Origin of the sequence: Leifsonia sp. NPDC056665 (assembly GCF_042791795.1) — a bacterium.
Taxonomy (GTDB): Bacteria; Actinomycetota; Actinomycetes; order Actinomycetales; family Microbacteriaceae; genus Leifsonia.
The window spans coordinates 1-26,809 of the sequence record NZ_JBHTXK010000004.1 but is presented as its reverse complement, the minus strand read 5'-3'; the positions used below and the strand labels follow the sequence as shown (position 1 = coordinate 26,809).

27 protein-coding genes and 1 pseudogene are annotated in these 26,809 nt (G+C 66.9%); 7 read left to right on the top strand and 21 right to left on the bottom strand.

What is annotated here, in order from left to right; all coding sequences use genetic code 11:
- The first annotated feature begins 2 nt into the window (after positions 1-2).
- Positions 3-821 (top strand): sugar phosphate isomerase/epimerase family protein, encoded by an 819-nt coding sequence (locus ACFQ9V_RS05735; RefSeq protein ID WP_382458211.1) that lies wholly within the window; start codon positions 3-5, stop codon positions 819-821.
- Between the two features lie 22 nt (positions 822-843).
- On the opposite strand, the gene ACFQ9V_RS05730 is transcribed toward ACFQ9V_RS05735, so the two are convergent.
- The 6 genes from ACFQ9V_RS05730 to ACFQ9V_RS05705 form a co-directional block, all read right to left on the bottom strand.
- Complete coding sequence (locus ACFQ9V_RS05730; RefSeq protein ID WP_382458210.1) at positions 844-1,716, bottom strand: sugar phosphate isomerase/epimerase family protein; 873 nt, start codon at positions 1,714-1,716, stop codon at positions 844-846.
- On the bottom strand, positions 1,713-2,456 hold the full coding sequence (locus ACFQ9V_RS05725; RefSeq protein WP_382458209.1) for a sugar phosphate isomerase/epimerase family protein: 744 nt from the start codon (positions 2,454-2,456) through the stop codon (positions 1,713-1,715). Before ACFQ9V_RS05725 ends, ACFQ9V_RS05730 begins: the two co-directional genes overlap by 4 nt.
- 77 nt (positions 2,457-2,533) lie before the next feature.
- Complete coding sequence (locus ACFQ9V_RS05720; protein ID WP_382458208.1) at positions 2,534-3,298, bottom strand: alpha/beta fold hydrolase; 765 nt, start codon at positions 3,296-3,298, stop codon at positions 2,534-2,536.
- Complete coding sequence (locus tag ACFQ9V_RS05715; RefSeq protein ID WP_382458207.1) at positions 3,295-3,993, bottom strand: ThuA domain-containing protein; 699 nt, start codon at positions 3,991-3,993, stop codon at positions 3,295-3,297. Before ACFQ9V_RS05715 ends, ACFQ9V_RS05720 begins: the two co-directional genes overlap by 4 nt.
- Positions 3,990-5,009 carry a zinc-binding dehydrogenase gene (locus ACFQ9V_RS05710; RefSeq protein WP_382458206.1) on the bottom strand — a complete coding sequence of 340 codons (1,020 nt, stop codon included), beginning with the start codon at positions 5,007-5,009 and terminating at the stop codon, positions 3,990-3,992. Before ACFQ9V_RS05710 ends, ACFQ9V_RS05715 begins: the two co-directional genes overlap by 4 nt.
- Positions 5,006-5,983 (bottom strand): sugar phosphate isomerase/epimerase family protein, encoded by a 978-nt coding sequence (locus tag ACFQ9V_RS05705; RefSeq protein WP_370056093.1) that lies wholly within the window; start codon positions 5,981-5,983, stop codon positions 5,006-5,008. Before ACFQ9V_RS05705 ends, ACFQ9V_RS05710 begins: the two co-directional genes overlap by 4 nt.
- 199 nt (positions 5,984-6,182) lie before the next feature.
- On the opposite strand from ACFQ9V_RS05705, the gene ACFQ9V_RS05700 reads away from it, so the two are divergent.
- From ACFQ9V_RS05700 to ACFQ9V_RS05685, 4 genes are all read left to right on the top strand, one after another.
- On the top strand, positions 6,183-7,031 hold the full coding sequence (locus ACFQ9V_RS05700) for a helix-turn-helix domain-containing protein (protein WP_382458205.1): 849 nt from the start codon (positions 6,183-6,185) through the stop codon (positions 7,029-7,031).
- A gap of 196 nt (positions 7,032-7,227) precedes the next feature.
- A complete protein-coding gene (locus ACFQ9V_RS05695) occupies positions 7,228-8,445 on the top strand; it encodes an ABC transporter substrate-binding protein (protein WP_382458204.1) in 1,218 nt (405 codons plus the stop codon).
- Positions 8,446-8,452: 7 nt separating this feature from the next.
- A complete protein-coding gene (locus ACFQ9V_RS05690) occupies positions 8,453-9,388 on the top strand; it encodes a carbohydrate ABC transporter permease (RefSeq protein ID WP_382458203.1) in 936 nt (311 codons plus the stop codon).
- Positions 9,389-9,395: 7 nt separating this feature from the next.
- A complete protein-coding gene (locus tag ACFQ9V_RS05685) occupies positions 9,396-10,229 on the top strand; it encodes a carbohydrate ABC transporter permease (RefSeq protein ID WP_382458202.1) in 834 nt (277 codons plus the stop codon).
- A 7-nt stretch (positions 10,230-10,236) separates the two neighbouring features.
- Here the strand turns inward: ACFQ9V_RS05685 and ACFQ9V_RS05680 are convergent, their stop codons facing one another.
- The 9 genes from ACFQ9V_RS05680 to ACFQ9V_RS05640 are packed head-to-tail and all read right to left on the bottom strand — an operon-like array spanning position 10,237 to position 20,408.
- Positions 10,237-11,100 carry an SMP-30/gluconolactonase/LRE family protein gene (locus ACFQ9V_RS05680; RefSeq protein WP_382458201.1) on the bottom strand — a complete coding sequence of 288 codons (864 nt, stop codon included), beginning with the start codon at positions 11,098-11,100 and terminating at the stop codon, positions 10,237-10,239.
- Positions 11,097-12,260 (bottom strand): cellulase-like family protein, encoded by a 1,164-nt coding sequence (locus ACFQ9V_RS05675; protein WP_382458200.1) that lies wholly within the window; start codon positions 12,258-12,260, stop codon positions 11,097-11,099. The genes ACFQ9V_RS05680 and ACFQ9V_RS05675 overlap by 4 nt, the downstream gene beginning before the upstream one ends.
- Positions 12,261-12,285: 25 nt before the next feature.
- Complete coding sequence (dgoD, locus tag ACFQ9V_RS05670; protein ID WP_382458199.1) at positions 12,286-13,443, bottom strand: galactonate dehydratase; 1,158 nt, start codon at positions 13,441-13,443, stop codon at positions 12,286-12,288.
- Entirely contained in the window at positions 13,436-14,467 is a 1,032-nt protein-coding gene (locus ACFQ9V_RS05665; RefSeq protein ID WP_382458198.1) for an alcohol dehydrogenase catalytic domain-containing protein, read from the bottom strand. The genes dgoD and ACFQ9V_RS05665 overlap by 8 nt, the downstream gene beginning before the upstream one ends.
- On the bottom strand, positions 14,464-15,987 hold the full coding sequence (locus ACFQ9V_RS05660) for an aldehyde dehydrogenase (NADP(+)) (RefSeq protein WP_382458197.1): 1,524 nt from the start codon (positions 15,985-15,987) through the stop codon (positions 14,464-14,466). Before ACFQ9V_RS05660 ends, ACFQ9V_RS05665 begins: the two co-directional genes overlap by 4 nt.
- Positions 15,984-17,180, bottom strand: coding sequence for a fumarylacetoacetate hydrolase family protein (locus ACFQ9V_RS05655; RefSeq protein WP_382458196.1), 1,197 nt, complete (start codon positions 17,178-17,180; stop codon positions 15,984-15,986). Before ACFQ9V_RS05655 ends, ACFQ9V_RS05660 begins: the two co-directional genes overlap by 4 nt.
- A complete protein-coding gene (locus tag ACFQ9V_RS05650) occupies positions 17,177-18,220 on the bottom strand; it encodes a Gfo/Idh/MocA family protein (RefSeq protein WP_382458195.1) in 1,044 nt (347 codons plus the stop codon). Before ACFQ9V_RS05650 ends, ACFQ9V_RS05655 begins: the two co-directional genes overlap by 4 nt.
- Entirely contained in the window at positions 18,217-19,212 is a 996-nt protein-coding gene (locus tag ACFQ9V_RS05645; RefSeq protein WP_382458194.1) for a Gfo/Idh/MocA family protein, read from the bottom strand. Before ACFQ9V_RS05645 ends, ACFQ9V_RS05650 begins: the two co-directional genes overlap by 4 nt.
- Positions 19,209-20,408 carry a Gfo/Idh/MocA family protein gene (locus tag ACFQ9V_RS05640; protein WP_382458193.1) on the bottom strand — a complete coding sequence of 400 codons (1,200 nt, stop codon included), beginning with the start codon at positions 20,406-20,408 and terminating at the stop codon, positions 19,209-19,211. The genes ACFQ9V_RS05645 and ACFQ9V_RS05640 overlap by 4 nt, the downstream gene beginning before the upstream one ends.
- A 114-nt stretch (positions 20,409-20,522) precedes the next feature.
- On the opposite strand from ACFQ9V_RS05640, the gene ACFQ9V_RS05635 reads away from it, so the two are divergent.
- Positions 20,523-21,530, top strand: coding sequence for a LacI family DNA-binding transcriptional regulator (locus ACFQ9V_RS05635; protein WP_382458192.1), 1,008 nt, complete (start codon positions 20,523-20,525; stop codon positions 21,528-21,530).
- Positions 21,531-21,559: 29 nt separating this feature from the next.
- Here the strand turns inward: ACFQ9V_RS05635 and ACFQ9V_RS05630 are convergent, their stop codons facing one another.
- From ACFQ9V_RS05630 to ACFQ9V_RS05615, 4 genes are all read right to left on the bottom strand, one after another.
- Complete coding sequence (locus ACFQ9V_RS05630) at positions 21,560-22,492, bottom strand: TIM barrel protein (RefSeq protein WP_382458191.1); 933 nt, start codon at positions 22,490-22,492, stop codon at positions 21,560-21,562.
- A gap of 55 nt (positions 22,493-22,547) precedes the next feature.
- The gene (locus ACFQ9V_RS05625; protein WP_382458190.1) at positions 22,548-22,925 is read right to left on the bottom strand and encodes a hypothetical protein; all 378 of its coding nucleotides are present in this window, start codon (positions 22,923-22,925) and stop codon (positions 22,548-22,550) included.
- Between the two features lie 69 nt (positions 22,926-22,994).
- A complete protein-coding gene (locus tag ACFQ9V_RS05620) occupies positions 22,995-23,555 on the bottom strand; it encodes a hypothetical protein (RefSeq protein ID WP_382458189.1) in 561 nt (186 codons plus the stop codon).
- A 132-nt stretch (positions 23,556-23,687) separates the two neighbouring features.
- Positions 23,688-24,848, bottom strand: coding sequence for a DUF4238 domain-containing protein (locus ACFQ9V_RS05615; protein WP_382458188.1), 1,161 nt, complete (start codon positions 24,846-24,848; stop codon positions 23,688-23,690).
- A 236-nt stretch (positions 24,849-25,084) separates the two neighbouring features.
- Between ACFQ9V_RS05615 and ACFQ9V_RS05610 the strand changes: the two genes are divergently transcribed.
- On the top strand, positions 25,085-25,792 hold the full coding sequence (locus ACFQ9V_RS05610; protein ID WP_382458187.1) for a hypothetical protein: 708 nt from the start codon (positions 25,085-25,087) through the stop codon (positions 25,790-25,792).
- A gap of 193 nt (positions 25,793-25,985) precedes the next feature.
- Here ACFQ9V_RS05610 and ACFQ9V_RS05605 read toward each other — a convergent pair whose 3' ends face one another.
- Positions 25,986-26,228, bottom strand: coding sequence for a DUF2188 domain-containing protein (locus tag ACFQ9V_RS05605; RefSeq protein ID WP_382458186.1), 243 nt, complete (start codon positions 26,226-26,228; stop codon positions 25,986-25,988).
- 365 nt (positions 26,229-26,593) lie between these two features.
- Positions 26,594-26,809 (bottom strand): annotated as a pseudogene (locus tag ACFQ9V_RS05600) (hypothetical protein); the annotation flags it as partial.

Below are 26,809 nucleotides of genomic sequence, written 5' to 3'. Positions count from 1 at the left end.
GGATGGATGTCGGCTTCTACAGCCGCGGAGGCGCCTACCCGCTGAACACGCGATTCGAGATGCTGGCCGAACTCGGCTACGACGCGGCGAATCTGACCCTGTGGAGCGAGCCGGCGTGGGCGGATCTGCCCGCGCTCGGCGAAACCGCGGGAAGACATGGCCTTGACGTCGCATCGATCTACTTGACGGTCGACGTCGCGGCGCCGGACGGCAGCGAATGGAACCGAGCACTGGATGCGATCGGGTCCGTCGAGGCGACCCGCACCGTCGAGCTCGCGTTGCTGAACGAGCAGGCAACTCCCTCGGATCCTGCCGGGGACGGTGACGCCTGCCGGTTCCTGGACGCCGCGCTGGCCCGGGCTCGATCGAATGAAGTGCGCTTGCTGCTGTACCCGCACACATTCGCGTGGATGGAGCGCCCAAGCGACGCCGTCCGTCTCGCTTCTCGTTATGGTGCGGCCGACCTCGGCATCACCTTCGCCGCGTTCCACTGGTACGCCGCGGACGGGAACGACTTGCCGGGCACGCTCGAGTCGGTGGCCCCCTACCTCGGAATGGTGAACACCAACGGCAGCAGGCCGCAGTCTGGCAGCTACTTCCCCGCAACGATCGAACCGGTCGGCGAGGGAGAGTTCGACAACTTCCATCTGCTTGGGCTGCTGCGCGAGATCGGTTACACCGGTCCCCTCGGCGTGCAGTCCTATGGTATTGGCGGTGACCCGTTCGTCCACTTCGGGCGGTCGTTGGCCGCTGTCCGGCAGATCGAGGAGCGGTTGGACCGGCACCCGGACTGGGTTCGTCTTCGGGACGACCACATCTAGGACACGGAAGGTATGGGGCTGGTCAGCGACCGGCCCCATACCTTTCTCGCTGTTCACGCAGGAAGCGGAGCCCGTCGACAGCCAGCTCATCCTGGGTCGGGGCGAGCGGCCGCCAAATCGAAGCCGCCGTCGCGATGGAAGCGTTGTCAGCGGTGAAAGACTCGATTCCCAGCAGGCCGGAGTAGCCGATCTGCTTCAGGGATCCGAAAACTTCGTCCCACGGTGTCAGATCGCCGCCGGGAGCGCCACGGTCGTTGCCGCAGACCTGTAGATGCATGAGACGGTCACCTGCTGCACGCAGTGGTTCCGCGAAAGACCGCTCCTCGATGTTCATGTGGTACGAGTCGAGGTTCAGCCCGAGGATGGTCGAGTCAAACGGCTCGATGAACTCCAGCAGTTGCGCGGTGGTGTTGAACAGGCTCGTTTCGTAACGGTTCAACGGTTCGAGCGCAATGCGGACACCGCGTTCCCCGGCGTAGTCGGCCAGGCGGCGATAGTTCTCGGTCAGTTCTGCAAGCACCGACGACCGTTCGACCGGGCTGAGCCGCCATGTACGGCCGACGGACGTGTACGCCGGCCCGATGACCATGTCAGACCCCTGCCGGTGTGCCACGTCGATGGCCGTCCGCATGTAGTGGAGCGTCGAGTTCTGTGTCGCCTCGTCGGCGGCCGCGAGTTCCCGTCCCGGGGCGAAGACCGCGCCGACAACGGCGGAGAGCCCCGTCTGCTCCAGGAGGTCGCGCGTGCGCTCGGGATCCCAGTCCCCCGGGTTCTCAAGCGGGAGCTCGACAGCGTCGAACCCCCAGTCCGCCAGGCGTGGCAGCCGATCGGCGAGGATCTCGTCGGTCAACGGCGAGTGCCAGATGAAGGTGTTGGCAGCGAGCAACCAGGTCATCGAATCTCCTCCGTGACGGTCGACCATGTTCGGTGGATGTAGGCGCCGGTACGGCGCACGGCCTCATCGGGGTCGCGTTCGGCGAGGAGCGACTCGTCCTCGAAGGCGATCCATCCCCGGTAGCCGACGTCATCAAGGGTTGAGACGATAGCGGGGATGTCGAGCACTCCCTCGCCGGTCGGTGCCCAGGTTCCGTCGGCGTCGATGTCTTTGATGTGGACGTGGCGGATGACGTCGGACGCCTGCCGGATCAAGGCGATCGGGTCCATGCCGCCCTTTGCGATGTGCCCGACGTCCGGCGTGAAGCCGAGCGGCGCGGGAAGCTCGTTCAGTAGCAACGTGTAGTCGTCGGGAGTGCGGAAGACGGATCCGGCCGGGGAGTTCGGGTGGAACGTGGCGATGACGCCACGGTCGGCGGCGCGCTTTGCAACCTCGCGCATGCACGCGAGGGCATTGACCTGCCGCTCGCGGCGGTTCGTCCGGTCGGCGCCTGGCATGACTACAAGGTTCAGCACGGCACCCGGATGACCGGCTACCGCGTCGATCGCCGCGTTAGCTTCCCGTCGCTCGTCGTCGGTCTCGGACTCGCCGCGCCAGTCGCGGACGAGGCACAGCGCGGCCAGCCGCAGCGGAGCCGACGCGAGATCTTCGTCGAGCTGCCGCGCGGTCCAGCCGGCGCCGAGCATGAAGATCTCCGGCTCGAACCCGGCGAATCCGGCGCGTGAGGCGGTCTCGGCCATGTGCCGGGTCTCGCCCCGGAAACGGTCGGCGGACATCTGCCAGCTGTACGTTTGACACGCGAAGCGGTCGACCCCGTTCACCTCAGCCACTCCCCCACGATCGTGTTGAATTCGTCTAGGCGCTCCCAGTGGTGAACGTGTCCCGTCCCGCCGAACATCCGGAGTTCTGCACCAGAGATTGCGTCGGCGACCGCATAGGACAGCGCGGGGCGGATGAAGACGTCCTCGGTTCCGACAGTCACCAGGGTCGGGACGTCGATCGCGGCAAGCCGGGCGCGCGTGTCATGCGTCGAACATGCTGTGGCCTGAGCCGTGAACGCCTCCAGACTGATCGCCGGCTCCTGGGCGAGGTCGGACTCGAACTGCTCCGCGTGCTCGTTAATCCACTCCGGCGTCCACACCGTGTTGCGCAGGTGGAGGGCGAAATGCCGAGATGACGAGTCGGTCCGCGATGCGACCAGAGACTCAAGGACGCCGTCGGTGTATGTGTCGCTCTCTGCCCACGGGGCGACGAGTACCAGCCGGGAGACCAGGTCGGGTCGCTGTAGAGCGAGCTCTTGGGCCGTGCACGCTCCCATCGAGATGCCCGCGACCGCAACCCGCTCCATCCCGAGCTCGTCGAGCAGGGCGGCCACACGGGCGGCGGTCGCCGCCACGGTCAGTGGTTCGCTTCCGAGTTCTGAGCGGCCTGCCCCTGGGTTGTCCACGGCGATGCAGCGGAATTCTGCTGCCCAGGCGTCCAAGTGCGGCCGCCAGGCTTCGGCCGTCGCGCCGAGGCCCATCAACAGCACGAGCGGCGGACCGGAACCCTCGTCCAGGTAGCCGAGGGATGCGGCATTCATCGGTCGCCCCCAATGGCCCAGCGGGAAGCCTGGGTGAGCAGGCGCAGCACCTCCGGACGCTCGAGATCACTTTGACTGCCGAGGCTCGTGTAGAAAACGCGACGACCTCCGTCGTCCCAGGCCCACGCGACCGGCGACGGCTGCGGATCGATCTCGGGGTCGATCGGGTCGCCGGCGAGCAGGATCCGCGCGGCGGCGGGCGGCTCGTTGACGTAAAGCCACGAGTCAACCTCGAACTCTGCAGGGAGACCAGCGGTGATCGGGTCGTCCGCAACGACCTCCACACGTGTGCGGGAGGTGTGGCCGTGATGAGTCGACCAGGCGCTGCCGAGGTAACGTCTAGCAAAACCTGCGGTCCAGCTCTCCCATGCCGACCCAGCCACCGGGTGGAACGCATGGTTGGAGGTGCGCAGCGCCACGACGGCGCCTCCGCGCTCCAGGTAGGCCGCGAGCGCGGCGACCTCGTCGTCCGGCAGCACGCGGAACCGTGTGTAAAGCAGGAGCAGTTCGGCGTCGTGGAGCGCATCGAGGCCGCCGAAGCTGGACTCGGGGAAATCGGGGACGTCCTCGATGACACTCGGCGTGCGGTAGTCGAGTGCGGCGTCGAGGTCGCGCGCGATCGCCTCGGCGACCGGCCGCATGGTGACGTCGGATTCGTACTCGCCTTCACCAGCGAGCGTGACGATGGTGGTCACAGGTCGGTCACCCCCTGGGGGAAGAGCAGCACTTTGCCGCATCGGCCGGAATCCTGGACATCCATCGCCTCGGACACTTGGTCGAGGGGGAAGCTGTGCGTGATCGCCGTGTCGAGGAGGTTGGTCGACTTGCGGATGGTCTCGATCATGCGCCAGCCGTCGGTCTGATGCTTCCAGTGCCAGACACCGTGGATGTCGAGGCCCTGCGGCACGATCGGGGGCAACGCGATGTCCAGCCCCCATGCGACGACGCTCAGACCGGCCCGGCGGGCGGACACCGAGGCGAGGAGTGCGGGGTTGGAGCGGACGCCGCTGGTCTCGATGGAAGCTGTGACGCCCCAGCCGCCTGTCGCGTCGAGGATCTGCTCGACGACGCCCTCCGCTGTTGGGTCGAAGACCGTCGCTCCGAGGGTGCGGGCGAGCTCGGCGCGCCAGGGGTTCACCTCCAGGGCGAGGACGTCCGCGTTGCGGGTCACCCCGTTGATGATCGCGCCGAGCCCGACCGGTCCGCAGCCGGCGACGAGCAGGGTGTCCGAAGCGGAGACGTTCATCCGCTGGCTGGCGTTGAAGCTCGGGCCGAGGAGACAGCACGCCGCCGAGGCGTGGATCAGCGAGACATCGTCGGGGACGGGGACGAGCAGCCAGTCGGGTTTCAGCACATACTCGGCATAGGTGGCAGTGCCGTATGTTTGCGCCGATTCAGTCAGCACGTCGCGCTGGAACGGGCAGTGGATGTGCTCCCCGGCGATGCAGTAACGGCAGGTGCCGCACGCGTTGCCCGGCATCACCACGACGCGGTCGCCCACCTCCACCCGGGTCGAGGACCCCGCGTCGACGACGATGCCCGCGGCCTCGTGGCCGAGCGAGTCGGAGACGTCGCCGGATTGCCGGGACTTGAACTCCGTGCACATCGGGGCGACGAGGATCTGGACTACGACGAGGTCGTCCAAACCGTGGGGCTGTGGGCGGTCAACGATCTCGACAGCGCCCGGTCCGGTGATGGCTGCTGCTCTCATGCGTGCTCCCTGATGCTCTGCTGGCGGCTGAGGAACGTGTCGCGGATCGCGCGGAGCTCGCTCGCCCCGCGGAGCGCGTCGAACTCCGTCTTCGGCCAGAAACAATAGTCGGCCGTCCACCACTCCAAGCCTGCGGCGACGGGGCCGAGCCCGTCCAGCACCTCCTGGAAGTCCAGCTCGCCCTGCCCGAACGGGAGGTGCACGCTGGTGTCCTCGTCATGAAGGCTGCCGTCGCTGTCGATCAGGTGCAGGTGACGCACCCAGGGGGCCACCCGCGAGGCGAACTCCGCAGCCCCGCCGCTCAGCAGCTCGGGATCCTGCCCCTGCCGGCGACCATAGCGGCCAAGGGTGTGGGCGTGCGAGGTGTCGAACAGAAGCCCGAAGTTCGCGTGATCGACCTCCTCGACGACCCGGACGATGTCGCTCGGGCGGTTGATCCAGAAGCCCGGCTCAAACTCCCAGACGAGCCGGGCCCCAACGTCCGCCAGACACTGCGCGGAGGCGCGCCAGGTCTTCGCGAGTCGTGCCAGCGCCTCCTCCGGATCGGCCGTTGCCGGTCCGGTCGGCGGGGTGATCGTGTCGACGCGCACGGTACGGATCTCTGCGGCGCCGACGAAGTCGGCGATCCGCGCGATCCGAGCGAGGTAGACCTCCTCCGGCACCTCGGCGGGCGGTGTGGACCGCAAATCGGGGGCGAAGCCGGAGATGCCGAGGCCCTTGTCGGCGAGCTGGACGCGAAGCCGCTTGGCGTCGGCCTCCGCGTAGTCCTCCTCGTGCGGGTGAGGTCGGAATCCGTTGATCTCGACTCCGTCGTAACCGGCCTCCGCGGCGAAATCAGCGAACCGGTCAAAGCTCCACGGGTGCGACTCGTAGGGGCCGAAGCTGAATGCCCAACTGCCGATCGAGACCAGTGGGGGCGGCGCCGACGCGGAATGCGTTGTCGGCTCCTTCACTGCGCGGGCGTCATCGTCCATGTCTCACGAGTCCTTCCTCATTGCCTCCTTCGACGATAGGAAGAACCGTCTCCGAGTGTGTTGGAAATTCCGATTCGTTTCTTGTAAATTCCGGCCGACTCGACAGTAGAACCGTTGTGCTGCGATCGACCTCGGGGTGATGCTTGTCCTGACATGAGCGGACGGCTCACCCAGTGATCGCAACGCACGAGGAGGTGCAATGGAAACCCACGCAACGTTCACAACCTCACCGGACGGCAGTGCGCTTCCGTTGAGCGGTTTGGAACAAACCGGCAGGGCGCTGATCAGCGCCTTCGACCACGTGCCCGATCTGTTCATCTTCGTGAAGAACGCTGACCGGATCTTCGTCGACTGCTCGGAGCCGTTCGTGTCGCTGATGGGCTGCCGCAGCAAGGCGCAGATCATCGGCAAACGCGACGAGGATTTCTCCCCGGAGTACCTGGTCGAGCACTACCGCAACTACGACAAGGCGGTCCTGGAGACCGGCGAGCCGCTGATCGACCTGGTTGAGCTCGTCCGCAACCGGGACGGCTCCTACGACTGGTTCGTCAGCACGAAGACCGCCATCCGCAATCCGGAGGGCGCGATCACCGGACTTCTCGGCGTCACCCGCAGCCTCACCATCAAGGAGGCCGCTTCCGACAGCCTGCGCACGCTCACGCCGGCGATCGAGCTGATAACCCGCGACTACGCACGAGCGCTCACGGTCGGCGACCTGGCCGGGAGTGTGCTCATGTCGCCTAGCAACTTCAGTCGCCTGTTCAAGCAGCACTTCGGCGTCACCCCGCACAAGTACTTGCTCCGGGTCCGGCTGATGGCCGCGTGCGACCTTCTGGCCACGACAAACCAGTCGATCGGCGAGATCAGCGTCCGCACCGGCTTCTACGACACCAGCCACCTCACGCACGAACTCCGCCGCAACCGCGGGATGACCCCGACCGACTACCGGTCGGAGTACCAGACATCCCACTCGTACCGCCAGCGGCACCACGCGTCCGACGCCCCTGTCGCCGACGCGTTCGAACTTCAGCCTGATCCCATCGGCTGACCGGGGGAACCCCCACCCGACTGGTCACCTGACCGGTCCCCCACCAAGAGGAGAGACGATGAAGTCAACACAACGGCGCGAGGGTCGCCGTATCCGACGTCGCCTGGCGACACTGCTGGCAGGAGCCGCAGTCGTCGGGCTCGCCCTCGCCGGCTGCTCGAGTTCCGGCTCTAGCGGTTCCGGAAGCATCAGCATCATGAACCGCTGGTCCGACCCCGTCGGAAAGGTGGCCGCACAGCACCTGTTCGACGGCTTCACAAAGGCCACCGGCATCAAGGTGCAGAACCAGGTCCAGCCGAACAGCGGGTCGACCTACCAGCCGGCAGTGCGCACCGCGCTATCGTCCAGCAACCCGCCGTCGCTCGCCAGCGACATCTCCGGGCCCGAGGTCTACAACTTCGCCAAGTCAGGCGTCATCCAGGACATCAGTTCCTTCTACAACAGCACCATCAAGTCCCGAGCTCTCGGCGGCGCCGTCACCGGGAACACCTACGAAGGCAAGGTCTACGGCATCAGCACCGGCTACAACGTCGGCAACCTGATCTGGTTCAACCCGGGCTACCTGAAGAAGTACGGCATTGAGGCGTCCTCGATCCACACCTTTGAGGACATGCTCGCCGCGATGAAGAAAATCAAGTCGGCCGGCGGCAACGCTGCGGTGATCGGGGCGAAGGACCAGTGGCCCGGCGGTCACTACCTGAACGACCTGGTCCAGCGTGCGCTTGGTTCGAAGGCTACCCAGCAGCTCTACGACCGCAGTGTCAGCGCCGGCCAGCCGGACACCCCCAAGTGGACCGACCCGGAGGTCGTGAACGCGCTGCAGTCCTACGTCGACATGAAGCCGTACTTCCAGGACGGCTTCCTCGGCGAGGCTCAGGCGACCGCGGACGCGCTCTTCCTGAAGGGTGACGTCGGGTTCTACGAGATGGGCTCGTGGTTCCTCAACACCATCCAGGCATCGCAGCCGTCGTTCACGCCAGGTGTCATGCTGTTCCCGCCATTCAAAGACGGCAAGGGCAACGGCACCGACATCACGATCGCCAACTCGGTGCTCATGGTGAGCAAGAAGGCCGACACAGCCTCGACGGAGAAGTTCCTCGAGTACCTCAGCCGGCCGGAGGTGGCCAGCCAGTACCAGAAGGAATCGCTCTCGTTCATGCCGTACAAGACGAACAGCAGCGCGCTTGACGTCGACAAGTCCATCAAGACGCAGTGGAACACCATCTCCGGCTTCGTCAAGGACACCGGCTCGGACGGTTCCGCCCTCTACAACGACCAGGGCATCGACGTGAACATCTACACGAAGTACATCTGGCAGGGCAGCGTGGGCCTGATGTCGGGCGACATCACCCCCCAGCAGCTCGCGCAGCAGCTGGAGTCGGCCACCGAAGCCGCCCAGAAGGCGAACGGCTAAGAACCTCATGGCAACAGCAGTGATCTCGACTGCGAAGCTCCGCGTCCGGCGCGTGTCACGCGCCGGCGCGGAGCCGTCGTGGAAGGCGTACGCGCTCATCGCACCTGCCGGCATCCTCTACGCGGTGTTCCAGCTCGTGCCTATCGTCGGGGCGGTGGTGCTCAGCTTCACCTCCTGGAACGGCATCAACCTGGCCGACATCAAGTTCGTCGGAGTCGCCAACTATCAAAGACTGTTCACGGACGGCCTGTTCTGGAGCAGCTTCGGGCACAACGTGTTCGTCGCTGTCATGGTGTTCTTCTTCATGTCCGCGGGGAGTTTCGTCCTCGCCGCCATCATCCACGCGGGTATCCGCGGCGGCGCGTTCTTCCGGATCGTCTTCTTCGCGCCGGTCGTTATCTCAACCGTCGCGATGGCAATGCTGGCGATCTTCTTCTTCAGCCCGTCGCAGGGACTGATCAACGAGGGGCTTCGCGCAATCGGGCTCGGTGCGTGGGCGCAACCGTGGCTCGGAGATGCGAAGTGGGCGCTGCCGTCGGTGACCGCAACGTACATCCTTCAGAACTTCGGCTTCTCCGTCGTCCTCTTCCTCAGCGCTCTGACGCAAGTTAATGACGAGATCTGTGAGGCGGCGGAGGTGGACGGGGCGTCGCAGGGTCGCATCCTGTGGCAGATCGTGCTGCCGACGATCAAGCCGGTCGCGTCGGTCGTCGTATTGCTCGGATTCATCAACTCGTTCCGGCTCTTCGACACCGTCTACGTCATGACCGCCGGCGGGCCGTTCCACGCGTCGGACACGCTGGTGACGTACCTCTATAGCGTCTCCTTCGGCGGCAACGACGTCGGCTACGGCAACGCGATCGGCGTCGCTCTGTTCGTCATCCTCTGCATCATCGCAGTCATCCAGCTCCGGATCACCCGCGGCGAGAAAGCCCCCCGTTAGGAACGCCATGAAATTCGCACGCTTCTCACTTCCGGCGAAAGTCGGCTCCTACGTCTGGCTGTGCGCACTCGCGATCGTCGTGCTGTTCCCGCTGCTCTGGGTCACGACGAGCGCGTTCAAGAAGTCCTCCGACATCATCGGCAACCCGTTCTCGCTGCCGACCTCGCTGAACTTCGACAACATCGTCAACGCGTGGAACCAGGGCGCGTTTGGGACGCTGTACATCAACAGCGCCCTGATCACGATCGTTTCGGTCACCGGCATCCTCATCATCGAGGGCCTCGCGGCGTACGCGTTCGCCCGAATGAAATTCGCTGGCATGGCGATCCTCTTCGCGATCTTCGTCGCCGGTCAGCTCATCCCAGCCCAGACGATCGTCCTCCCCTCAGCGTTGCAGATGTCGGCGTTCGGTCTCAGCGACACCCTGGTCGCGCTGATCCTGCAGTACTTGAGCTGGGCACCGTTCGCGATCCTGTTCTTGCGCGCCGCGTTCATGGCGGTGCCGGTCGAGCTCGAGGAGGCCGCCCGCATCGACGGGGCGGGGCTCTTCACCACGATTTGGCGGGTCGTCCTTCCGATGACGCGCTCCGCGTTCGCGACTGTCGGCACGGTCTACGCGCTGTGGATCTGGAACGACTTCCTCTTCCCCCTCGTGTACGAGCGCTCGGCGGAGAACTTCACCGTCCCGCTCGGGCTCGCCCAGTTCCAGGGCACGTTCACCACGTTCTGGGGTTACCTCGTCGGCGCCATCTTCGTCTCGGTGTGGCCTCCGCTGCTGGTGTACGTCGGGCTCAGCCGCCAGATCCAGGACCGGCTCTCGTTCGCGGGATCGAAGGGCTGAACGGAAGTCACCGCAGCTCGCCGCTCCACTCGTGGACCCGGGCGCCCTCTCCGGCGTCCGGGATCGCGAAAAGCGCTCCGGCACTCCGCTCCGCGGCCGCGCCGAGTGCGTGACGGGAAGTGGTGATGACGAGGCCGCCCGCCAACTCCCCCGCTCCAACAAACGCGACGGCTGTCGGCTGCGCGACGGGGATGGACACGACCACCTCCTCCCGGCCGTCCGGACCGTATCTCCGCACGCTTGCGCCACCGAAAAACGCCACCCAGACGCCGCCGTCGGCGGCGACCGACAGACCGTCCGGGATACCGGGAGCGTGCGACACGTCGACCCAGGGACGCCTCCCTGTCAGACCGTTGATCGGATCCCAGTCGAAACGGTCGATGCGGCGCAAGGTGCTGTCGATGTAGAGTGCGCCGCCGTCGGAAGTAAAACCGAGGCCGTTTGAGATGGTGGCCGCACACACACGTCGTGTGTCGCCCCGCTCGACAGCGGCGAGGAACCCGCGGTCTTCCGTCGCATCATCGGCCATCGTGCCGAGCAAGAGGCTGCCGTCCGGTGCGCAGGCGCCATCGTTGCTGCGCACGTCGGCGTCCGACCAGAGCTCCGGCCCTACGTCGAGATTCGCATCGAGGTCGTCCCCGCTCGTCGCCGACAGTCGGGACCGGCCGGCGACCATCCAGCCTCCACCCGAGCGAGGCCGGCTAAACGCAGCAACGCTGCCGGTATGTCTGCGCCGCACGGACCCGTCCGGCTGCAGTTCGAGGACGTCACCTGCAAGCATGTCCACCCACCGCAGTCCCGCCCAGCGTTCCGACCAGGCAGGACCCTCGCCGTGTTCGCACAGCGGGCCGGTGAGCTGCTCGGCTCTCACGACGCCGTGTGGTTCCGGATTAGGTCGGTCATGGTCCGATGCCACTCGACATCGGCCCAGAGCTCCGGGAAGTGCGGCTCTGCGAAATTGGATGTACACACACCTTCCCACCCGAGTGCGAGCGCTTTCGGGACGGCATATTCGGCGACGGATTTCACATAGTCCCAGGCGTGGTGCCCCAAAGGTGAGGTGAAATCGTCGAGCAAGATGTGCGACCAACCCTCGGTAGTCCAGAGGGAACGGTTTTGGGCTCGAGCGACAGCGGCCCAGCGCGCCATCTCTTCCCCGAGCCGGCGGTGCCATCGCTCCGGGTGAGGCCAGTAGACGTCGTCAAGGCTGTCGACCTGCTTTTGCCACGCCCCGGGGAACCCGTACTCGTCGAGCGAGAAGTTTGTGGCAGCAGCGAACTCGGCCACGTTGCTGGAGAGCCAGATGTGGGTCTCGATGAGATCCAGGTCGCGGTAGTCGAGGTCGTAGACCGATTCGGAGACCGGAGCGACCGACACCGTGAACCGCAACTGCGGCCAGCGCGCCCGGAGGCCATTGACCGCGGCGAAGTAGGCGCGGATACGCTCGCGCTGTTCCGCGCTCCAGACCCAGCCCCCCTCGACGGCCTGACCGGGGATGCTCGGCTGCGTGTCCTGCGGGCGGCCGAAGATCGCTTCGTGCGCGGCCGGAAGCCAGTCGTCGAGGGGAAACTCGTTGCACAGGTCGACGTACTCGATAGCGTCGAGAAGGCCGCGGGCCTCCAGCGATTCGAGTGTCTCCTCCCAGACGCGCGCGAGGTCGGCCGGGGTCTCGATTCCGAGGCGCCGGTGCTCGTCGTCGCCGTTGAACCAGCTGGAGAGGGCGACGGTGATCCCGCGATCACGGCAGCCATCGATGAACGCGGCCAGCGCGCCGGCCGGGTCCACCACGGTCACGTTGCCGCCGTGCGGCCCCCACATGAAATGGTCTGGCTGAGGGTGCACGGCGAACGTGCCGCTCGTGTGTCCATCCCTGTCGGCGGCGATGAGGTGTGGGAACGCGTCAATTCGGACGCAGTCGTAGCCGCGTTCGGCGAGCTCGTCGAGCACCCGCTCTGTGTCGGCGTACTCGCGCTGCTCTCCTTGCCGCCGCAGCAGCCAGGAGAACTCCCACATGGTGACGGCCCGTGCCATCTCATACCTACTTCCGTTATGTTCCTTAGACGTCTCGTACGCTGCCGTCGGCGGCGTACGCCTCACTCGGGACCACAATGGGTCTCGGCGGCTGGTCGAGAATGGCCTCCACGTCGAGGTCGATACCCAGTCCGGGTCGATCCGGCACAAGGAGACGATGGCCGTCGAGCGTCCACGGCTCAGCGACGACCTCCGATGCTCGTGGGCCATCGATGCAGAGTTCAAGGATGTCGAAATTCGGGATCGCCATCCCGACGTGCGCGGCCGCGGCCGTCGAGACTGGACCGGCTGGGTTGTGTGGAGCTACGACGGCGCGGTAGACCTCGGCGAGGGAGGCGATCTTGACCACCTCGGTGATCCCGCCCGCGTGGCAGAGGTCGGGCTGCACGACATCGACGAGCTGACGCTCGAGGACGGGCCGGAACTCCCAGCGCGAGAACAAGCGCTCCCCGAGAGCGATCGAGATTCCGTGCCGACGCGCGGCCTCGGCCACGGGTGCTACCAGCTCGGGCGCCTCCGGCGCAATCGGTTCCTCTATCCAGCGCGGACGTGAGGCAGCCGCCGTCTCGATCAACCGGATCGCCTCGTCGGGGCGCGCGCGGCCGTGGTTGTCGATGAGGATCTCGACGTCGTCGCCGACGGCCTCGCGCAAGGTCCGCAGGCGATGCTCGGCCCTGCGAAGGCGTTCGCGCTCGGGTGCCGGGCTGTCGGCGACCCACGCACCGGTCTTGAGCGTGCGGGTGCCGGCGGCGACCAGGGCGCGTGCCTCTTCGGCCAGCCGATCCGGGTCGTAGATACCGACGTGGCGGTACGTCTCGATCCACTCTCGCGACGGGCCGCCCAGCAGGGCGTACACCGGGACCCCGTGGAAGCGACCCCGGATGTCCCAGAGCGCCTGGTCGATGGCGGCGAGCGCGCTGGAGAGCACGACCCCTCCCCGCCAGAATCCGTGGCGGTTGGCGCGTTGCCAGAGCGGCTCGGTGGCGAGGGCGTTGGAACCGAGAAGCCGGTTCCCCAGCTCGTGGACGGCGGCCTCGACTGTGGACTCCCACAGCTCGGTGGACGCCTCGCCCCAGCCGTGCAGGCCGTCGGTGGTGGTGACCCGGACGAACAGCCAGTTGCGCACGCCACCGAAGGTGGCGAACGTGTCGACGGCGGAGATGCGGGTCGTGGGCTCAGGCACAGTCGACCAGGACTTTCAGCACAGCCGGGTCTCGGTTGTCGAGGAGCTCGATCGCGTCGAGCACGTCATCGAGCGGGACGCGGTGGCTGACGAGGTCGGCCACCCGCAGGCGGCCGGACGCGATGAGGTCGAGCGCGACGGAGCTGTCGTCGTCCCAGAGATGGGCGGCGGACCCGACGAGGTGCTTCTCGCCGAGCACCAGGTCGATGCGGTCGAGTGCCACCGGCTTGGGGGCGATACCCAACGCGACGGTGATGCCGCCGCGCCGAGTGAGCCGGACGGCGAGCGGGAGGGCGGAGGCTGCGCCGCTTGCTTCGACGGCGACGTCCACGGTGCCGTAGACGCCATCCACCTCGTCGGGACGGAGCGCGGCGGCGCCGTGCCGGCGTGCGAGGTCGAGGCGCTCGGCGACCGGGTCGACGACGATCACGTGGGCGGCCCCTACGGCGGCGGCGACCCGGGCGACCAGCTGTCCGATCGTTCCCCCGCCGACCACGGCGACGCTAGCGCCGGCGACCGACCCGGCCTTGGCCAGGGCGCGCACAGCGACGGAGGCCGGTTCGACCAGGGCCGCTTCGGCCGCGGTGACGCCGTCGGGCACGACCAGACAGGTGCGGGCGCGCGCGGCCATGAATGTGGCGAGGCCGCCGTCCTCAGTCTGACCGCGCACCGCCAGCTCGACGCACAGCCCCTCCTGGTGACGGAGGCACCACCAGCATTCACCGCAACCGATCACGACGTCCGGGACGACGAGCGCGCCGATCGGCGGCCCGCTGCCGTCGGCTGCTGCCACGGCGACCCGGCCGACCACCTCGTGGCCGAGCGTGATCGGCGCGCGGGAGCCTCGCCGCGGGTGCGGACGGTCGACCGGGATGGTGATCGGTCCCTCCCGGTACTCTTCGAGGTCGGTGCCGCAGATCCCGCACCACTCGACCCTCAGGATGAGCTCGTCCGGCGCGGGCACCGGATCGGGCACCTCCTCCACGCGTACGTCGCCGCGCGCGTGCCAGCGTGCCGCCTTCACGAACCGCACCCCGTCGGCGCGAGCGGTTCCGGAAGGACGAGTGCGCCGTCAACACGACGAGGGAGGTCGACCGGGCCGTCGCGGAGCTCGCGGGGCAGCACGGACTCTGGCGCGTCCTGCCACGCGAACGGTCGCAGGAAGCGGCGCATCGCCGTGACCCCGACGGACGTGTGCTGGGTGTTCGTGGCCGGCCACGGACCTCCGTGGTGCTGCGCCCACGAAACGCGCACGCCGGTCGGGTAGCCGTCGAAGACGAGTCGTCCCGCCTTCGGTGTCAGCGCGCCGATCAGCGCGTCGAGGCGATCCTCCGGTTCGCTGTGAATCGTCGCCGTCAGCGAGGCAGGGATCCGCCCGATCGCTGCGGCGATCTCGTTCTCGTCGCGATAGCGCACCGCGACGACGAGCGGCCCGAAGCACTCCTCGGCGTGCTCCGGCCCGAATCGTGCGGCGTCGATCTCCAGCACCTGTGGTTCGACCCGGTAGCCGGGGCCGGTGTCGCCGTCCCCGGCGGCGATGACGGGTGCGGACTCGGCGAGCCGGGCGCTGATCTCCCGGTACGCGTCGGCGATGCGCGCGTTCAGGAGAACCGCAGGCGCGGTCCGAATAGTCGCCTTGACCAGTTCGGCGACCAGCGCGTCGCCGGCCTCGCCGGCGGGGATGAAGGCGAGGCCAGGCTTGGTGCACAGCTGACCGCCCGACCCAGTCACCGAGCTGTGCAGCCCGCGCGCGATGCCGGCGCCGCGTCGGCTCGCCGCAGCCGGGGTGACTATGAGCGGGTTGACGCTACTGAGCTCGCCGTAGAACGGGATGGGGGTGCTTCGTTCGGCGATGGCGCGCTGAAGGGCCTCGGCGGCCCCGAGCGACCCAGTGAAGCCGACCGCCGCCACCTCGGGTGCACGGACCAGAGCGTTCCCGGCTTCCCGGCCGTACACGATCCCGACGGTTCCCTCGGGGAAGCCCGCAATCAGGACCGCGGCGCGCAACACGCCGTACGAGAGGGCGGAGGTTTCGGGGTGCGAGCTGTGCGCTTTGAGTACGACAGAGTTGCCCGCGGCGAGCGCCGAGGCGGTGTCGCCGCCGAGGACGCTGAACGCGAAGGGGAAGTTACTGGAGCCGAACACTGCGACCGGACCGAGCGGGATCAACATGCGCCGCACGTCGGGGGCCGGGCCGAGAGCCGTGGGACCGGCGTGGTCGACAGCGGCTTCGAGGTGGCTTCCCTCGCGGACGGCCTCGGCGAAGAGGCGGAACTGGAAGACGCCGCGTCGGAGCTCACCGGCGAGGCGTTCGGTGGTCAGCCCGGTCTCGCGGGCGGCGACGGTGACGAGGTCATCGGCGTTGGCTTCCGCTGAGTGCGCGATCGTCTCCAGCAGCTCGGCTAGTCGTCTCCTATCGAATCGGGCGAGCTCGCCTGCGGCGCGTGCCGCTGCTGCGACGATCGCCTCGACCTCCTCGGTTGTGGTCGCGTCGATACCGATCGCCTCCGAGGCGCCCGTGCGCGGGTCGTGGGTGAGGATCATCGCTGTCGTCCTCCTGTGCTCGTCGATGCTTCCGGCAGGGTCAACCCGCGGGAGGCGAGGTTTTGGAACAGCGCCGAGAGGCCGAACGTCCAGGGCGGGCAGTCCTCGCTGTACTGAACGCGATTCGTGAGTGTGCCCAACGCCGGGGAGGAGATCCGCACCACGTCACCCGGTTCGTGCGCGAAGCCGAGTCCGGGGTGGCGCCGATCGGCTGTCGGCGCGAAAAGCGTCCCGAGCATGAGCACGGCGCCGTCGGGGTACTGGTGGTGGTCTCCTATGAGCTGACCCACGAGGTCGAGCGGGTCCCTACTGATCTGGCCCATATCGGACCAGCCTTCGAGTTCGAACCCATCATGACCGGTCACATCGAGCCGGACGCGTGCCGTTCGTACGTCGTCGATCCCGAATCCGTCGTCGAACAGGCGCACGAACGGGCCGAGCGAACAGGAGGCGTTGTTGTCCTTGGCGCGGGGAAGAAGGAGAGCTGACCGCCCTTCGACATCCCGGAGGTTGACGTCGTTGCCGAGCAGCGCACCGGCGACAGCGCCGAGCGAGTCGACCACGAGCGCGACCTCGGGCTCAGGGTTGTTCCACTCCGACGTGCGGAGTACCCCGACGTCGGCCCCATAGCCGACCGCCGACAGGGTGGGTGCCTTGGTGAAGATCTCCGCGTCGGGGCCGATGCCGACCTCGAGGTACTGACTCCACCAGCCCTCCGCAATCAGGTACTCCTTCGCCGCGAGCGCAGCGGGCGAGCCTGGTCGCAGTCCAGCGAGGTCCTGCCCAATGCGGTCGCTGAGCTGCTCCCGGATCGCGGCCGCCGCGGCGAGGTCACCGCGGGCACGCTCCTCGATGACCCGCTCGATCATCGACACGGCGAATGTCACCCCTGCGGCTTTGAGCACCTGGAGGTCGACGGGGGCGAGCAGCGACGGCCGGGAGGAGTGGACGGCGCCGGCCCCGGAGTTGCCGGCGACCTCGTCGACGGAGCCGATGACCGTTCCCGAGGCGCTCCGGAGCGCATCGGCGGCACGGCCTGTCTCGATCACGCTGCTCACGGTCGGGAATGTTGCTGTCACGTCGTGCAGTTCGCCGTCGCGGACGGCGACGACCACGGGGCCGATTTCGGGAACCCAGGCGCGCCCAATGAGTGTGGCGCGTTCGTGGTCGGCGGGGAGGATGCCGAGGGTCATCGGACGGGCTCCCTCGCGGCGTCGAAGTCGATCCCGGCCTCTGCACGGATCGCGTCCATCAGCTCGAGGAAGGCGATGGTGTCGGCGAGTGGTCGGATTGCCGACTCGGTGCGGCCGTCCGCGATGTCGCGGGCGACGGCGGCGGCCTCGAAGTGCAGGCCGGCGTGGCCGATGCGCGGCTCGTCGAAGACGGCGCGGGCTTGTCCGTCCCTGGTGCGCAGGAGCACGGTGCCCGGGTGGTAGAACGGGCCGGGGAGCTCGATCGAGCCCTCGGTTCCGATCAGCGCCGCGGTGGTCGCACTTCCAGCGATCAGCGAGGTGTGCAGGACCGCGATCCGTCCGCTTTCGTCCTGGACGAGCGCGCCGGTCTGGGCGTTGACCCCGGAACGGTTCGTCTCACCCACCGCGCGCACGGTGGCGGGACGGCCGGTCCAGCGGGCGGCCAGGGCGATCGGGTAGGTGCCGAGGTCGAGCAGGCTTCCGCCCGCGAGCGCCGGGCTCATCGCCCGGTGGTCGTCGGGCAGGTACTCGCCGTACTCGGCCAGTACAGTTCGGAGGTCGCCGATCTCTCCGCGCTCGACGAGGCGACGCACGACGTCGAACCGTGGGAGGAAGAAGGTCCAGAGCGCTTCCGCACAGTAGACGCCCGCCGCGCGGGCTCGCGACGCTACCTCCCTCGCCTGGGCCGCGTCGAGTGCGAGCGGCTTCTCGACGAGCACGTGTTTGCCCGCGTCGATGGCGGCGATTGCCAGTTCGGCGTGCGATGGGTGCGGGGTGGCGACGTACACCACGTCGACGGCAGGGTCGGCCAGGAGGGCCGCGACGTCCGGATGCGCCGTTGGCACTCCGTGGGTCCCGGCGAATGCTTCCGCACTCCCCGGGCGTCGCGCCGCGACGGCCACGACCCGCTGGCGCGTGTGGGCGTGGAGCGCGTCGACGAAGCGCTCGGCGATCCACCCGGTGCCGACGACACCCCAGCCGAGCGCGGGAGCGTCCCGGGAGTCCGGCACCGCGGAAGCCAGGACCGGGAGGCCGTTCACCGAGGCACCTCCACGGTCCTGCGCTCGTGCATCGAGTCGATGACCGCCTGGGCGAGCACGGTCGCCGCGCGGCCGGCGCGGGCGTCGGCGAGCGGGCTCGGCCGCTCGTCGCGAAGCGAGTCCACCCACGCCTGCACCTCGATGCGATATGCCTCGGCGAACCGGCGGCGCCAGTCCGCGCCGTAGCTCTCGGCGCGGTGCAGCTCGCCGGTGATCGTCACCCGGCCGTCGTCGGTAGTGTGAATTGCTGCGGTCCCCGTAGTGCCGACGGCCTCGCAGCGGATGTCATAGCCGTAGCGGGCGTTGAGGTAGGTCTCCACCACGGCGAGCGCCCCGCTCTCGGTGCGCAACGTGACGACCTGCGGGTCGACCAGCCCCTCTACTGCCGAGACGGGGGCGTCCCACCGCGCTTCGACGACGGGAGAGTCGAGCAACCACGGGACGATGTCCAGCTCGTGGATGGTGGAGCCTGTGATCGCGCCCTCGCTGGTCGTTCCCGGTCCGCTTGTCACGCCGCGGCTCTCGCAGTTGAGCAGAACCGTGCGCCCGATCGACTCCTCCACGATCGCATGCTTGAGTGACACGTATGCGGGGTCGAATCGCCGCATGAATCCGACGGAGACCAATCCTCGGCCGAGGCGCTCTCTCGCCCGGTCGTCGGCGTCGACGATGGCGTCGCAGGAGCCCACGTCGGGCGCGAGCGGCTTCTCGCAGAGCACGGGCTTGCCCGCCGCGATCGCAGCGAGGGTGAACTCGGCATGGCTGGCATCGGCGGAGGCGACGACGATCGCGTCGACGTCCTCTGCTGCGATCAGCTCGAACGGGGACTCCGCCACCCGCGCGTTCCTCAGTCTTCCCGCGACGTCGGCCGCGCGCTCGACATCGAGGTCGGCCACGGCGGTCACCGTCGCGCCGGAGACACGCCCGTCGGCGATCGCAGCGTGGTCGGAGCCCATGATCCCGGCGCCGATGACGCCGACCCGGACCGTCATCGGACCGGCCCCGCGACGCGCTCCGCGACCGCCACGCGAGCCCCGGACTCGGAGCTGGCGGCGATGGCGTCGAGGACTTCGGCCGCCGAGACGGCGTCGGAGAGGTCGGCGCCGTCGGCGTTTTCGACCCCCGCGACCGCCTGCACGAAGCCCTCGGCCTCGATCACCTTGAGGTCGTCGTAGCTGAGACTGAGCGCCGAGCCCGGTTGGAATGCCGCTGAGACTCCATCGCCTGGCCCGGTGAAGACGGTCGCCATCGGCAGGTCCTGCGCCTGCTCTCCAGCTGCCTGCAGCAGCTCCCCCATTCGCCGGAAGTCCCACTCAAGCGCCCCGCGGGTGCCGTGGATGCGGAATCCATAGTCGTTCTGGTGGCCGACCGCGACGCGGCTGGCCTCGAGGGTGACCTTGGCTCCGGATACCAGGGTGAGCACCGACGCTGACCAGTCCTCGTTCTCCACGGGGATCAGATCGCCCGTCTCTACGCGGACGTGACCGGTGGTCGCGGCCGACGGGCGACGCCGTTCGCCGATGAAGATCGCGCCGGACGCGGTCACGTCGACGACCTCTCCGAGGAGGTAGCGGATGAGGTCCACCGCGTGAGCGGCCAGGTCGCCGACGACGCCGTGTCCGGCCCGCTCCAGCTCATAGCGCCAGGTGAACGCGCCGGCGGGGTCGGCGGCGTAGTCGCCCAGCAACCGGAAAGAGGCGTGCGTCGGCGTGCCGATAGCGCCTTCTTCGATGAGTCGCTTGGCGCGTCGCACCGCTGGAGCGTTGCGGTAATTGAAACCGACCCGGGCGGTTACTCCCGCCGTGGCAGCGGCAGCTTCGACCGCTCGTGCGTCGGCGGCGTTGACCCCGACCGGCTTCTCGATCCAGATGTGCTTGCCAGCGCTCGCGAACGCCTCGCCGATCTCGCGGTGCAGGAAGTTCGGGGCAGTGATGCTGACGGCTTCGATGTCCGGGGCGTCTACGAGTGTTCGCCAGTCAGTCGTCGAGCGCTCGAATCCGAAGAGCGCCGCAGCCTCGGCCGCGCGGCCCGGGACCTCGTCTGCGACGGCGGTGAGCCTCGGCCGGAGCGCCAGCCCGGGGAAGTGCTCCACGGCTCGGCGATAGGCGAGCGTGTGCACGCGGCCCATCCAGCCGAAGCCGACGACGGCGACCCGAAGCTCGCCCGGGGTTGAGCGTTCGTTCTGCACTCGTCCTCCACCTCATCGTGTGTTCCCGGTCTCGAATTGGACCGGTCCAATACTGACAGCATGCCGCACCGGAAGCCGCGCTGTCAACGTTGTCGACCGGGCTAGAGTTGCCGCATGGACTCCCCTCGCGCCGAGCCGACCATCAGGACGGTTGCTGCGCGCGCGGGCGTCTCGAAGTCGCTGGTCTCGCTCGTACTGCAGGGCTCACCGAAGGTGAGCCCTGCACGACGAGCGGCAGTGGAAGCGGCTATGGCGGACCTGGGCTACCAACCCAGCCTGGTCGCCCAGAGCCTGAGCGCCCGACGCACCGGCGTCTTCGGCGTGGTGATGAACGACCTCCGCAACCCGTGGTTCGTCGACTGTCTCGAAGGGTTCGCCAGCGCAGCGGGGGAAGCCGGCTATCGGACCGTTCTTGCGGACGAGCGCCTGGACGATGCAGGCGGCGGACTTGTCGAAAGCATCCTCCGCCTCCACGTCGACGGTCTCGTGCTGATGGGCACGATGACCCCATCGCCGACCCTGCGCGACGCGGCTCGTCGTCGACCGACGGTGGTCGCCGCCAGCCGAGATTTCCCAGGTACCGGGCTGGATGTCGTGGCCAACGACGACGCCACGGGAACGCGGCTTGCACTCGATCACCTTTGGGGGCTCGGCCACCGACGGATTGCCCACATCGACGGAGGCCCTGGCGCGATCCCCGCCATCCGTCGGGACACCTTCCGGGCCTACCTCGTCGAGCGAGGGATCAATGATCCCGCCGTTGAAGCAGGCGGCACGACAGAGGGCGACGGCTACGCGGCGGGGCTCCGCCTCCTTGCGTCGGACTGTCCACCCACGGCCGTCTTCGCGTTCAACGATGTGGTCGCGACAGGCGTGCTCGCAGCCGCGCGCGAACGCGGGCAGGCGGTACCAGAAGACCTCTCGGTTGTCGGGTACGACAACACTTCGCTAGCGGCGATGCGCCTGGTCCAACTGACTTCGGTCGACAACGCCAGCACTGTCGTTGGGGCGGCGGCCGCTCAAGCGCTGATTACGCGGCTCGAGGACCCGGACACAGAAGGCGGGCTGACGCTCATCGAGCCGAATCTCGTGATCAGAGAGACCACAGCGCCACCGCGCTGATCCACCTGCCCCGGCCTCCGAGTGGCAACTCAGAACCAGGGGCGCAGCACGTCCCTGTTACGGCGGTGCTCCTGGACGATCGCGGCGAAGTCATAATGGTCCACTGCCAACACATCCTGTTCGATGACCACCCAGCCTGCGTAACCGGCTTTGACGAGGTCGTCGAGGAATGCCGTGGTATCGAGGTCTCCGTCGCCCAACGGCACAAATGTCCCGCCAGACCAGACCTCGACCATTCCGCCTCCCGCGCCGACGATCGTCCGGAGGCGGTCGCGGTTGACGTCCTTCAGGTGCACGTGGTTGATGCGCGACCCCCAACGGCCCCACGCCTCCGCTGGGTCTCCCCCGCCGATCAGGAGGTGCCCGGTGTCCAACGTCAGCCCGACATCCACACGCTCGAGCAGGAGGTCAATTTCGTCAGGGGTCTCAACGAACGTTCCCGCGTGGTGGTGGAACGTGGGTTCGAAGCCACGGCTGCGCACCCGACGTGCGGCGTCGTCGAGGTTGCGGCCGACGCGCTCCCAGCCTGCAGCGTCGAGGCCGTGATCAGTCGCAGATCCGGGGTGGGCGCGGCGGATGTCGTCGCCGGAGTCGGCCAGCGTCGGCCGGGGCGGTATTGCGCCCGAACCGGCAGCTGAGAACACGTCAAGCGCAGCCTCGAGCTCCGGGATGGCCGCGGAGTAGCGGGCGTCGTCGCTCAGCGGGAGATCGATCCAACCTCCCGCGAGATCGAGGCCGGAGGACTGCAGACGCGCACGCAGATCGTCCCCGTCTTCGTTGCCGCCGCCGTCGAGAAAGCCACGGGGACCGAGGTCAACGCCGTCGTAGCCTGTTTCGACAAGAGCCGCGAGGACGGCGGCGCCATCCGGGAGCGCGACAGGCGTGTCCTCGGGCGTCAGCTCAAAAACGCCGAAGCTAACGGGAGCGCCGGCGACGCCGACGGCGGGCGTACGTGGATTCATTCGATTGACCTCCCTGAGCAAATGTGCTTACATCATCACATACTCGGACGGCGGCCTATCGTGCGTCCGCGATCGGGTTACGAGCTTGCTGATTCGTTGACGCGGCAACCTGGATGGCCACAACGATTGCCGCGAAAACGCCCAGGAACGCCCACGCGTCGCCCGGTTCGATCCTGGCGAGCAGATCGCGAATCGTCTGCGACGCCAGAGCGTTCGGATTCCACCCGAGTCCGATGGGAAAGACACTCACGGTGAGGGCTGCGACCCAGACAAAGTCAGCGACAACCGCCGAGATGAACACCATCCAGCCGACACGCGACCACACCCCGTAAAGGCCGTACTCACGCGCAGTTCGCACTGGTGAATGCGTTTCGGAAACAGCCTCGCCCACCTGACGAGTCTGACGCGGCCAGTCATCTGTCTGCGTCGTCATACAACCACCGTGTCGGATACTGGAGCGAGACGCCACTCCCCCATTCGCGTCGGCCACATACGTCCTGGCCTACTTGGAAAGGGACGCTGGCGCTCGCCCTGAGATGACACGAAACTTCGGAGAGTCGGACCACGCTTGCGCCACGTTGGAGTACGTCAAGTCAAATGAGTTGAGATCAGGGACGCGATCCCAGAACCTGAGCACAGCCGATGCGCAGTCACCGGCGGTCAATTCACCTTCGCTCACCACCGCGAACGCGCCTTTCCGAACGTAACGTTCCCAATCGACCTCGTCCGCAGAACAAGCAAGCACGATTAGAAGGTTCGCAGCAAATGGTTCGTTGGCGGAGAAGTTCTCCGATACGGTCCACCAATCGCGGCGACCGTTCTCGTCGTAGCGGAGGCTCGAGAACGCCCATTCACCAGAACCGGACGGGCTGTCCGCGCTCGCCCGGCCGTGTGTGGAGAAGATCGCCGGCCCCTGCCGGCGTTGCATCGACATCCGGTAATGACCCCAGTGCTTGTACGTCTTCACCTCAAGGCCGATCCCGCGACGCAACGCACCCCGGATGGTCAGATCCAGAAGATACGGCTCCGCGAAATCAGCAGCCAACGAGTAGTACGCGTACACAGATGTCCCCCCAATTGAAGCCAGAGCACGCCAAGCCGCTTGACCAATGATCGCTATCGGCATTCGTCGCGGCAGCGTTAGCCCCGTTGGGTGAACCAATAGACGGAGAGCGCTGAATCGGACGGCGGAGGTTTACTGCCTACTCCATTCCTCCATCGCCGCCTTCTCCTCCGATGTGGGCTGGGGTGCTTCTGGAACGTTCCGCGGCCATACGCGACCGCCGGGACGCACCGGAGCGTCGGCTTTACCATGCCACCGCCGGACAGTTTGGAATCGGTACGTCGTCGATTTGTCCTCGACCAGGAACCGCTCCGAACGGACAGCCACTGGTGAATCCGGTAGGAACAGTTTCTCGGCGAGCCGGTCACCGTGACGTCCGAACGCATACCGGTAGGCGTTGGCAAGCACGACGCTGGCGAGGTCGACGCCTTCGCTGGTCGTCAACGTTGAACCCGGTTCCAGCGGTATCCGCAGATCCTTTCGGTACAGCAGGAGGACTGCTCGGGGGTTGAACGGAAACGCGAATATCGGAGCACCCCACACGCCGCTCCAGAACGCCGGCGCCCCCATGTACTCGTGCAGCTCAACAACCGGCTCATCGCAGGTAATGATCGCACGTTCCGTAAAGTACATCGCCATATGCCGAGTCAGGAGAAGCGGAGCGATGCTCGTAGCCAGATGCGCCATCGCTCTCAAGTCTTCTTCACGAGTGAGCGGCACTTCAACCGGATCTGCGAGGAACCGTGCAATGTCTGCGTCGAACTGCTTTGCGTCAGCAGGAACATACGCGCTGCCGGAAGCAGCCAACGCTTGGACGGCGTTCTCCGGGCCGTCGAAATCACGTAACGTCACCAGTTCCTGGACGAACATGTGTCTACGAAGGACTCGGTCGGTTCGGGAACGAACAAGTTGAACCGCGAGGAAAAGGGCAAGCCATTCGTGATCGTCGCTGTTCATCGACGCCAAACCCTCCCCCTCGATGCGGTCGAACGCCAAGGAGGCTCTCTCCTCCACCACGGAGAGCCACACCTCCCAGAAGACCGGCGAAACCCCGTCGACGGGTTCCTCGAAACGGTAGAAGTCCGTTTCGATCGCCGCGCGCTCCGGCGAAAGTTCGAAGGCCCGCCTCCCTTCCCACAGGTCGACCACCCGGACACGCCCCCTATCAGCCCAACGGTCCAAGTAGAACCGCGGCACAAGATGGTGGCGGCGGGGCTCCTGACCCGCCGCGGTCATCGCGTTAGCCCGCTGGGCCGCCTGCGCCCACAAGTTGGACGGCAACTCCGACGCCATACAACCGAGACTACTGACGTCGTGACCGATGCGCGTGCCGTGAGCACCGTCGCTGTTGGCTCACCGTTCAACCGCCGCGGATCCTCGAGCAAAACGCTCCGTCCGATAGTGAGTGCAATCATCCAAGAGATCACTACGAGCTGGCGTCGAGTGCCTCGCGACAAGTAGAGCCCAGCCGGTCATCGTCCACCGCCATAGGGACTGGTACCACCTGTTCCCTGTACGACTGGAGCCCGATGACCACCACCACCCCTGTCGACCGCGACGTCGCTGTGACCCTCGCCCGTGTCAGTAAGTCCAACGAGTACGCCGTCACGTTCGACCATAAGCTCGACAATTGCGAGCGGACCCTTTTTGGCGAGGACGGACTCAACACCGGACTTCACGCAGCCGAGTACGGCAGCGCCGTGCTTGTCGACGTGTACAAGACTGCCAACCAGCTCCGCCGCGCTGGTTGGCCGGTCCGCGTCACCACAGCGAACAAGCTCCTCTTGGAAGCGGACACCATCCACCTCGCCGTGTGTCGTAGGGCCGGCGGCTGCGACAGCCCAGCGCACTACAACGATGCCGCCAGCACCCTCCACGCTCTCTGGCACGAACGGGAGCAGCAGTTCGACCCGTACGCCACCCGAATCGGCACACGAAGCGTCACCACCAACGGTGACGTCGTGCGCGCCGCGCAGAACAGTCTGAGCATCAGGGTCATCGACAGCAACACCCGGACACCCGAAGGGACCCTCCACAACACACACCGCATCATCGTCAACGCCGCAGACGACGCGCTCGACATCCACGACGACATCGTCGAAGCTCACCTCGCCGACGCCTTCGGCAACCTCCGAGTCGACAGCGACGGTCGAATGTGGGGAGACGCAGCAGACCTCCACACTGCCCACGAAAATCTCAGCGTAGACGGCTGGGCGGTGCGGGTGACCGACAGGTAATCATCCTCGCCACGAACACAACACGAAGAAGCGCCCGGGACCACAGCCCCGGGCGCTTCCACTGTTTGATCAGACTCGAACGGTCCGACCGCAGTTGCCGCAGCGCATCAGGCCGTGCCTGGTTACGGTGACGCCGACGAACGTGTGCCGACAGTACGGGCAGGTGAGGGTGGGGATCGACGGTGCCATGCGCTTATCCCTTCGTCTGGCGCGGGTCGTGGGCCGGCGCGATCGTGTTCTTGTCGCGGATCTGCCCGTTGACACCGTGAACACTGATCTCGCCGCCGCCGTTGCGTGCCATCAGGTCCCGGGTCTGCCGGTACGCGTCCACCTGCGTGTCGGCGCGCACCGAAGCGCGAGACGAGTCGTCCCGCTTCCAAGCCCAGCCGTTCGCGTCCCTGTAAACGCTGTAGTTGTTTCCCAAGGTGTTCTCCATAGAACGGTTTGGGTCACCTGGACGCGCCGGGGAAGCATTTGCTCCACCGTGCCCGAGGAACTAGTCTCGGAAAACAATCCCGCCAGGATTTGCTCCGGACCAGGTTTCCCTGATGTCAAGCCAGCAGGCGCTGACTCGGCCTCATCTGGTTGGAGCTTCAAGCCCCGCCGCGTCGTAACCGCGGTGGGGCTTTCTGCATCCACCAGAGTGTTGGCAAACTCACTATATCTACGGGTGCCGACATTTCCATGCCCCCATATCTAGTGGGCGTGTCATCCACAGGTGTGGGAAAGTAATGCACATTTCCACAGGCTGAGGAGCGTCAAACCACGACCGCACGACGCACCCTTCCCTCACCTTCCTTGTCACTGCTGCCTGTCGCCGGGTTGATAGCGCGGTTTCTCAACGCCCGGCAGACGCGCGCGTGCTGATTCGCTGTTGTAGTGGCGGTTGAAGGCCCAGCCGTCGCTCATGGTTCGGTGGAAGCGTTCGATGCTCCTATGTTCGTCAAGTGCTGATTTGGGGCAGGTTGGCGTAGATCTCTCGAGCGATGTATCTCTTGAGGCAGCGGATGATTTCGC

Bases quoted from the DNA above. Each gene is read 5' to 3' on its own strand.
- ACFQ9V_RS05615 (WP_382458188.1), bottom strand. From the start codon at position 24,848: ATGGCGTCGGAGTTGCCGTCCAACTTGTGGGCGCAGGCGGCCCAGCGG.
- ACFQ9V_RS05690 (WP_382458203.1), top strand. From the start codon at position 8,453: ATGGCAACAGCAGTGATCTCGACTGCGAAGCTCCGCGTCCGGCGCGTG.
- ACFQ9V_RS05710 (WP_382458206.1), bottom strand. From the start codon at position 5,009: ATGAGAGCAGCAGCCATCACCGGACCGGGCGCTGTCGAGATCGTTGAC.
- ACFQ9V_RS05605 (WP_382458186.1), bottom strand. From the start codon at position 26,228: ATGGAGAACACCTTGGGAAACAACTACAGCGTTTACAGGGACGCGAAC.
- ACFQ9V_RS05720 (WP_382458208.1), bottom strand. From the start codon at position 3,298: ATGAATGCCGCATCCCTCGGCTACCTGGACGAGGGTTCCGGTCCGCCG.
- ACFQ9V_RS05735 (WP_382458211.1), top strand. From the start codon at position 3: ATGGATGTCGGCTTCTACAGCCGCGGAGGCGCCTACCCGCTGAACACG.
- ACFQ9V_RS05630 (WP_382458191.1), bottom strand. From the start codon at position 22,492: ATGAATCCACGTACGCCCGCCGTCGGCGTCGCCGGCGCTCCCGTTAGC.
- ACFQ9V_RS05675 (WP_382458200.1), bottom strand. From the start codon at position 12,260: ATGGCACGGGCCGTCACCATGTGGGAGTTCTCCTGGCTGCTGCGGCGG.
- ACFQ9V_RS05645 (WP_382458194.1), bottom strand. From the start codon at position 19,212: ATGACGGTCCGGGTCGGCGTCATCGGCGCCGGGATCATGGGCTCCGAC.
- ACFQ9V_RS05700 (WP_382458205.1), top strand. From the start codon at position 6,183: ATGGAAACCCACGCAACGTTCACAACCTCACCGGACGGCAGTGCGCTT.
- ACFQ9V_RS05635 (WP_382458192.1), top strand. From the start codon at position 20,523: ATGGACTCCCCTCGCGCCGAGCCGACCATCAGGACGGTTGCTGCGCGC.
- ACFQ9V_RS05705 (WP_370056093.1), bottom strand. From the start codon at position 5,983: ATGGACGATGACGCCCGCGCAGTGAAGGAGCCGACAACGCATTCCGCG.
- ACFQ9V_RS05625 (WP_382458190.1), bottom strand. From the start codon at position 22,925: ATGACGACGCAGACAGATGACTGGCCGCGTCAGACTCGTCAGGTGGGC.
- ACFQ9V_RS05610 (WP_382458187.1), top strand. From the start codon at position 25,085: ATGACCACCACCACCCCTGTCGACCGCGACGTCGCTGTGACCCTCGCC.
- ACFQ9V_RS05725 (WP_382458209.1), bottom strand. From the start codon at position 2,456: ATGGCCGAGACCGCCTCACGCGCCGGATTCGCCGGGTTCGAGCCGGAG.
- ACFQ9V_RS05730 (WP_382458210.1), bottom strand. From the start codon at position 1,716: ATGACCTGGTTGCTCGCTGCCAACACCTTCATCTGGCACTCGCCGTTG.
- ACFQ9V_RS05660 (WP_382458197.1), bottom strand. From the start codon at position 15,987: ATGATCCTCACCCACGACCCGCGCACGGGCGCCTCGGAGGCGATCGGT.
- ACFQ9V_RS05655 (WP_382458196.1), bottom strand. From the start codon at position 17,180: ATGACCCTCGGCATCCTCCCCGCCGACCACGAACGCGCCACACTCATT.
- ACFQ9V_RS05685 (WP_382458202.1), top strand. From the start codon at position 9,396: ATGAAATTCGCACGCTTCTCACTTCCGGCGAAAGTCGGCTCCTACGTC.
- ACFQ9V_RS05695 (WP_382458204.1), top strand. From the start codon at position 7,228: ATGAACCGCTGGTCCGACCCCGTCGGAAAGGTGGCCGCACAGCACCTG.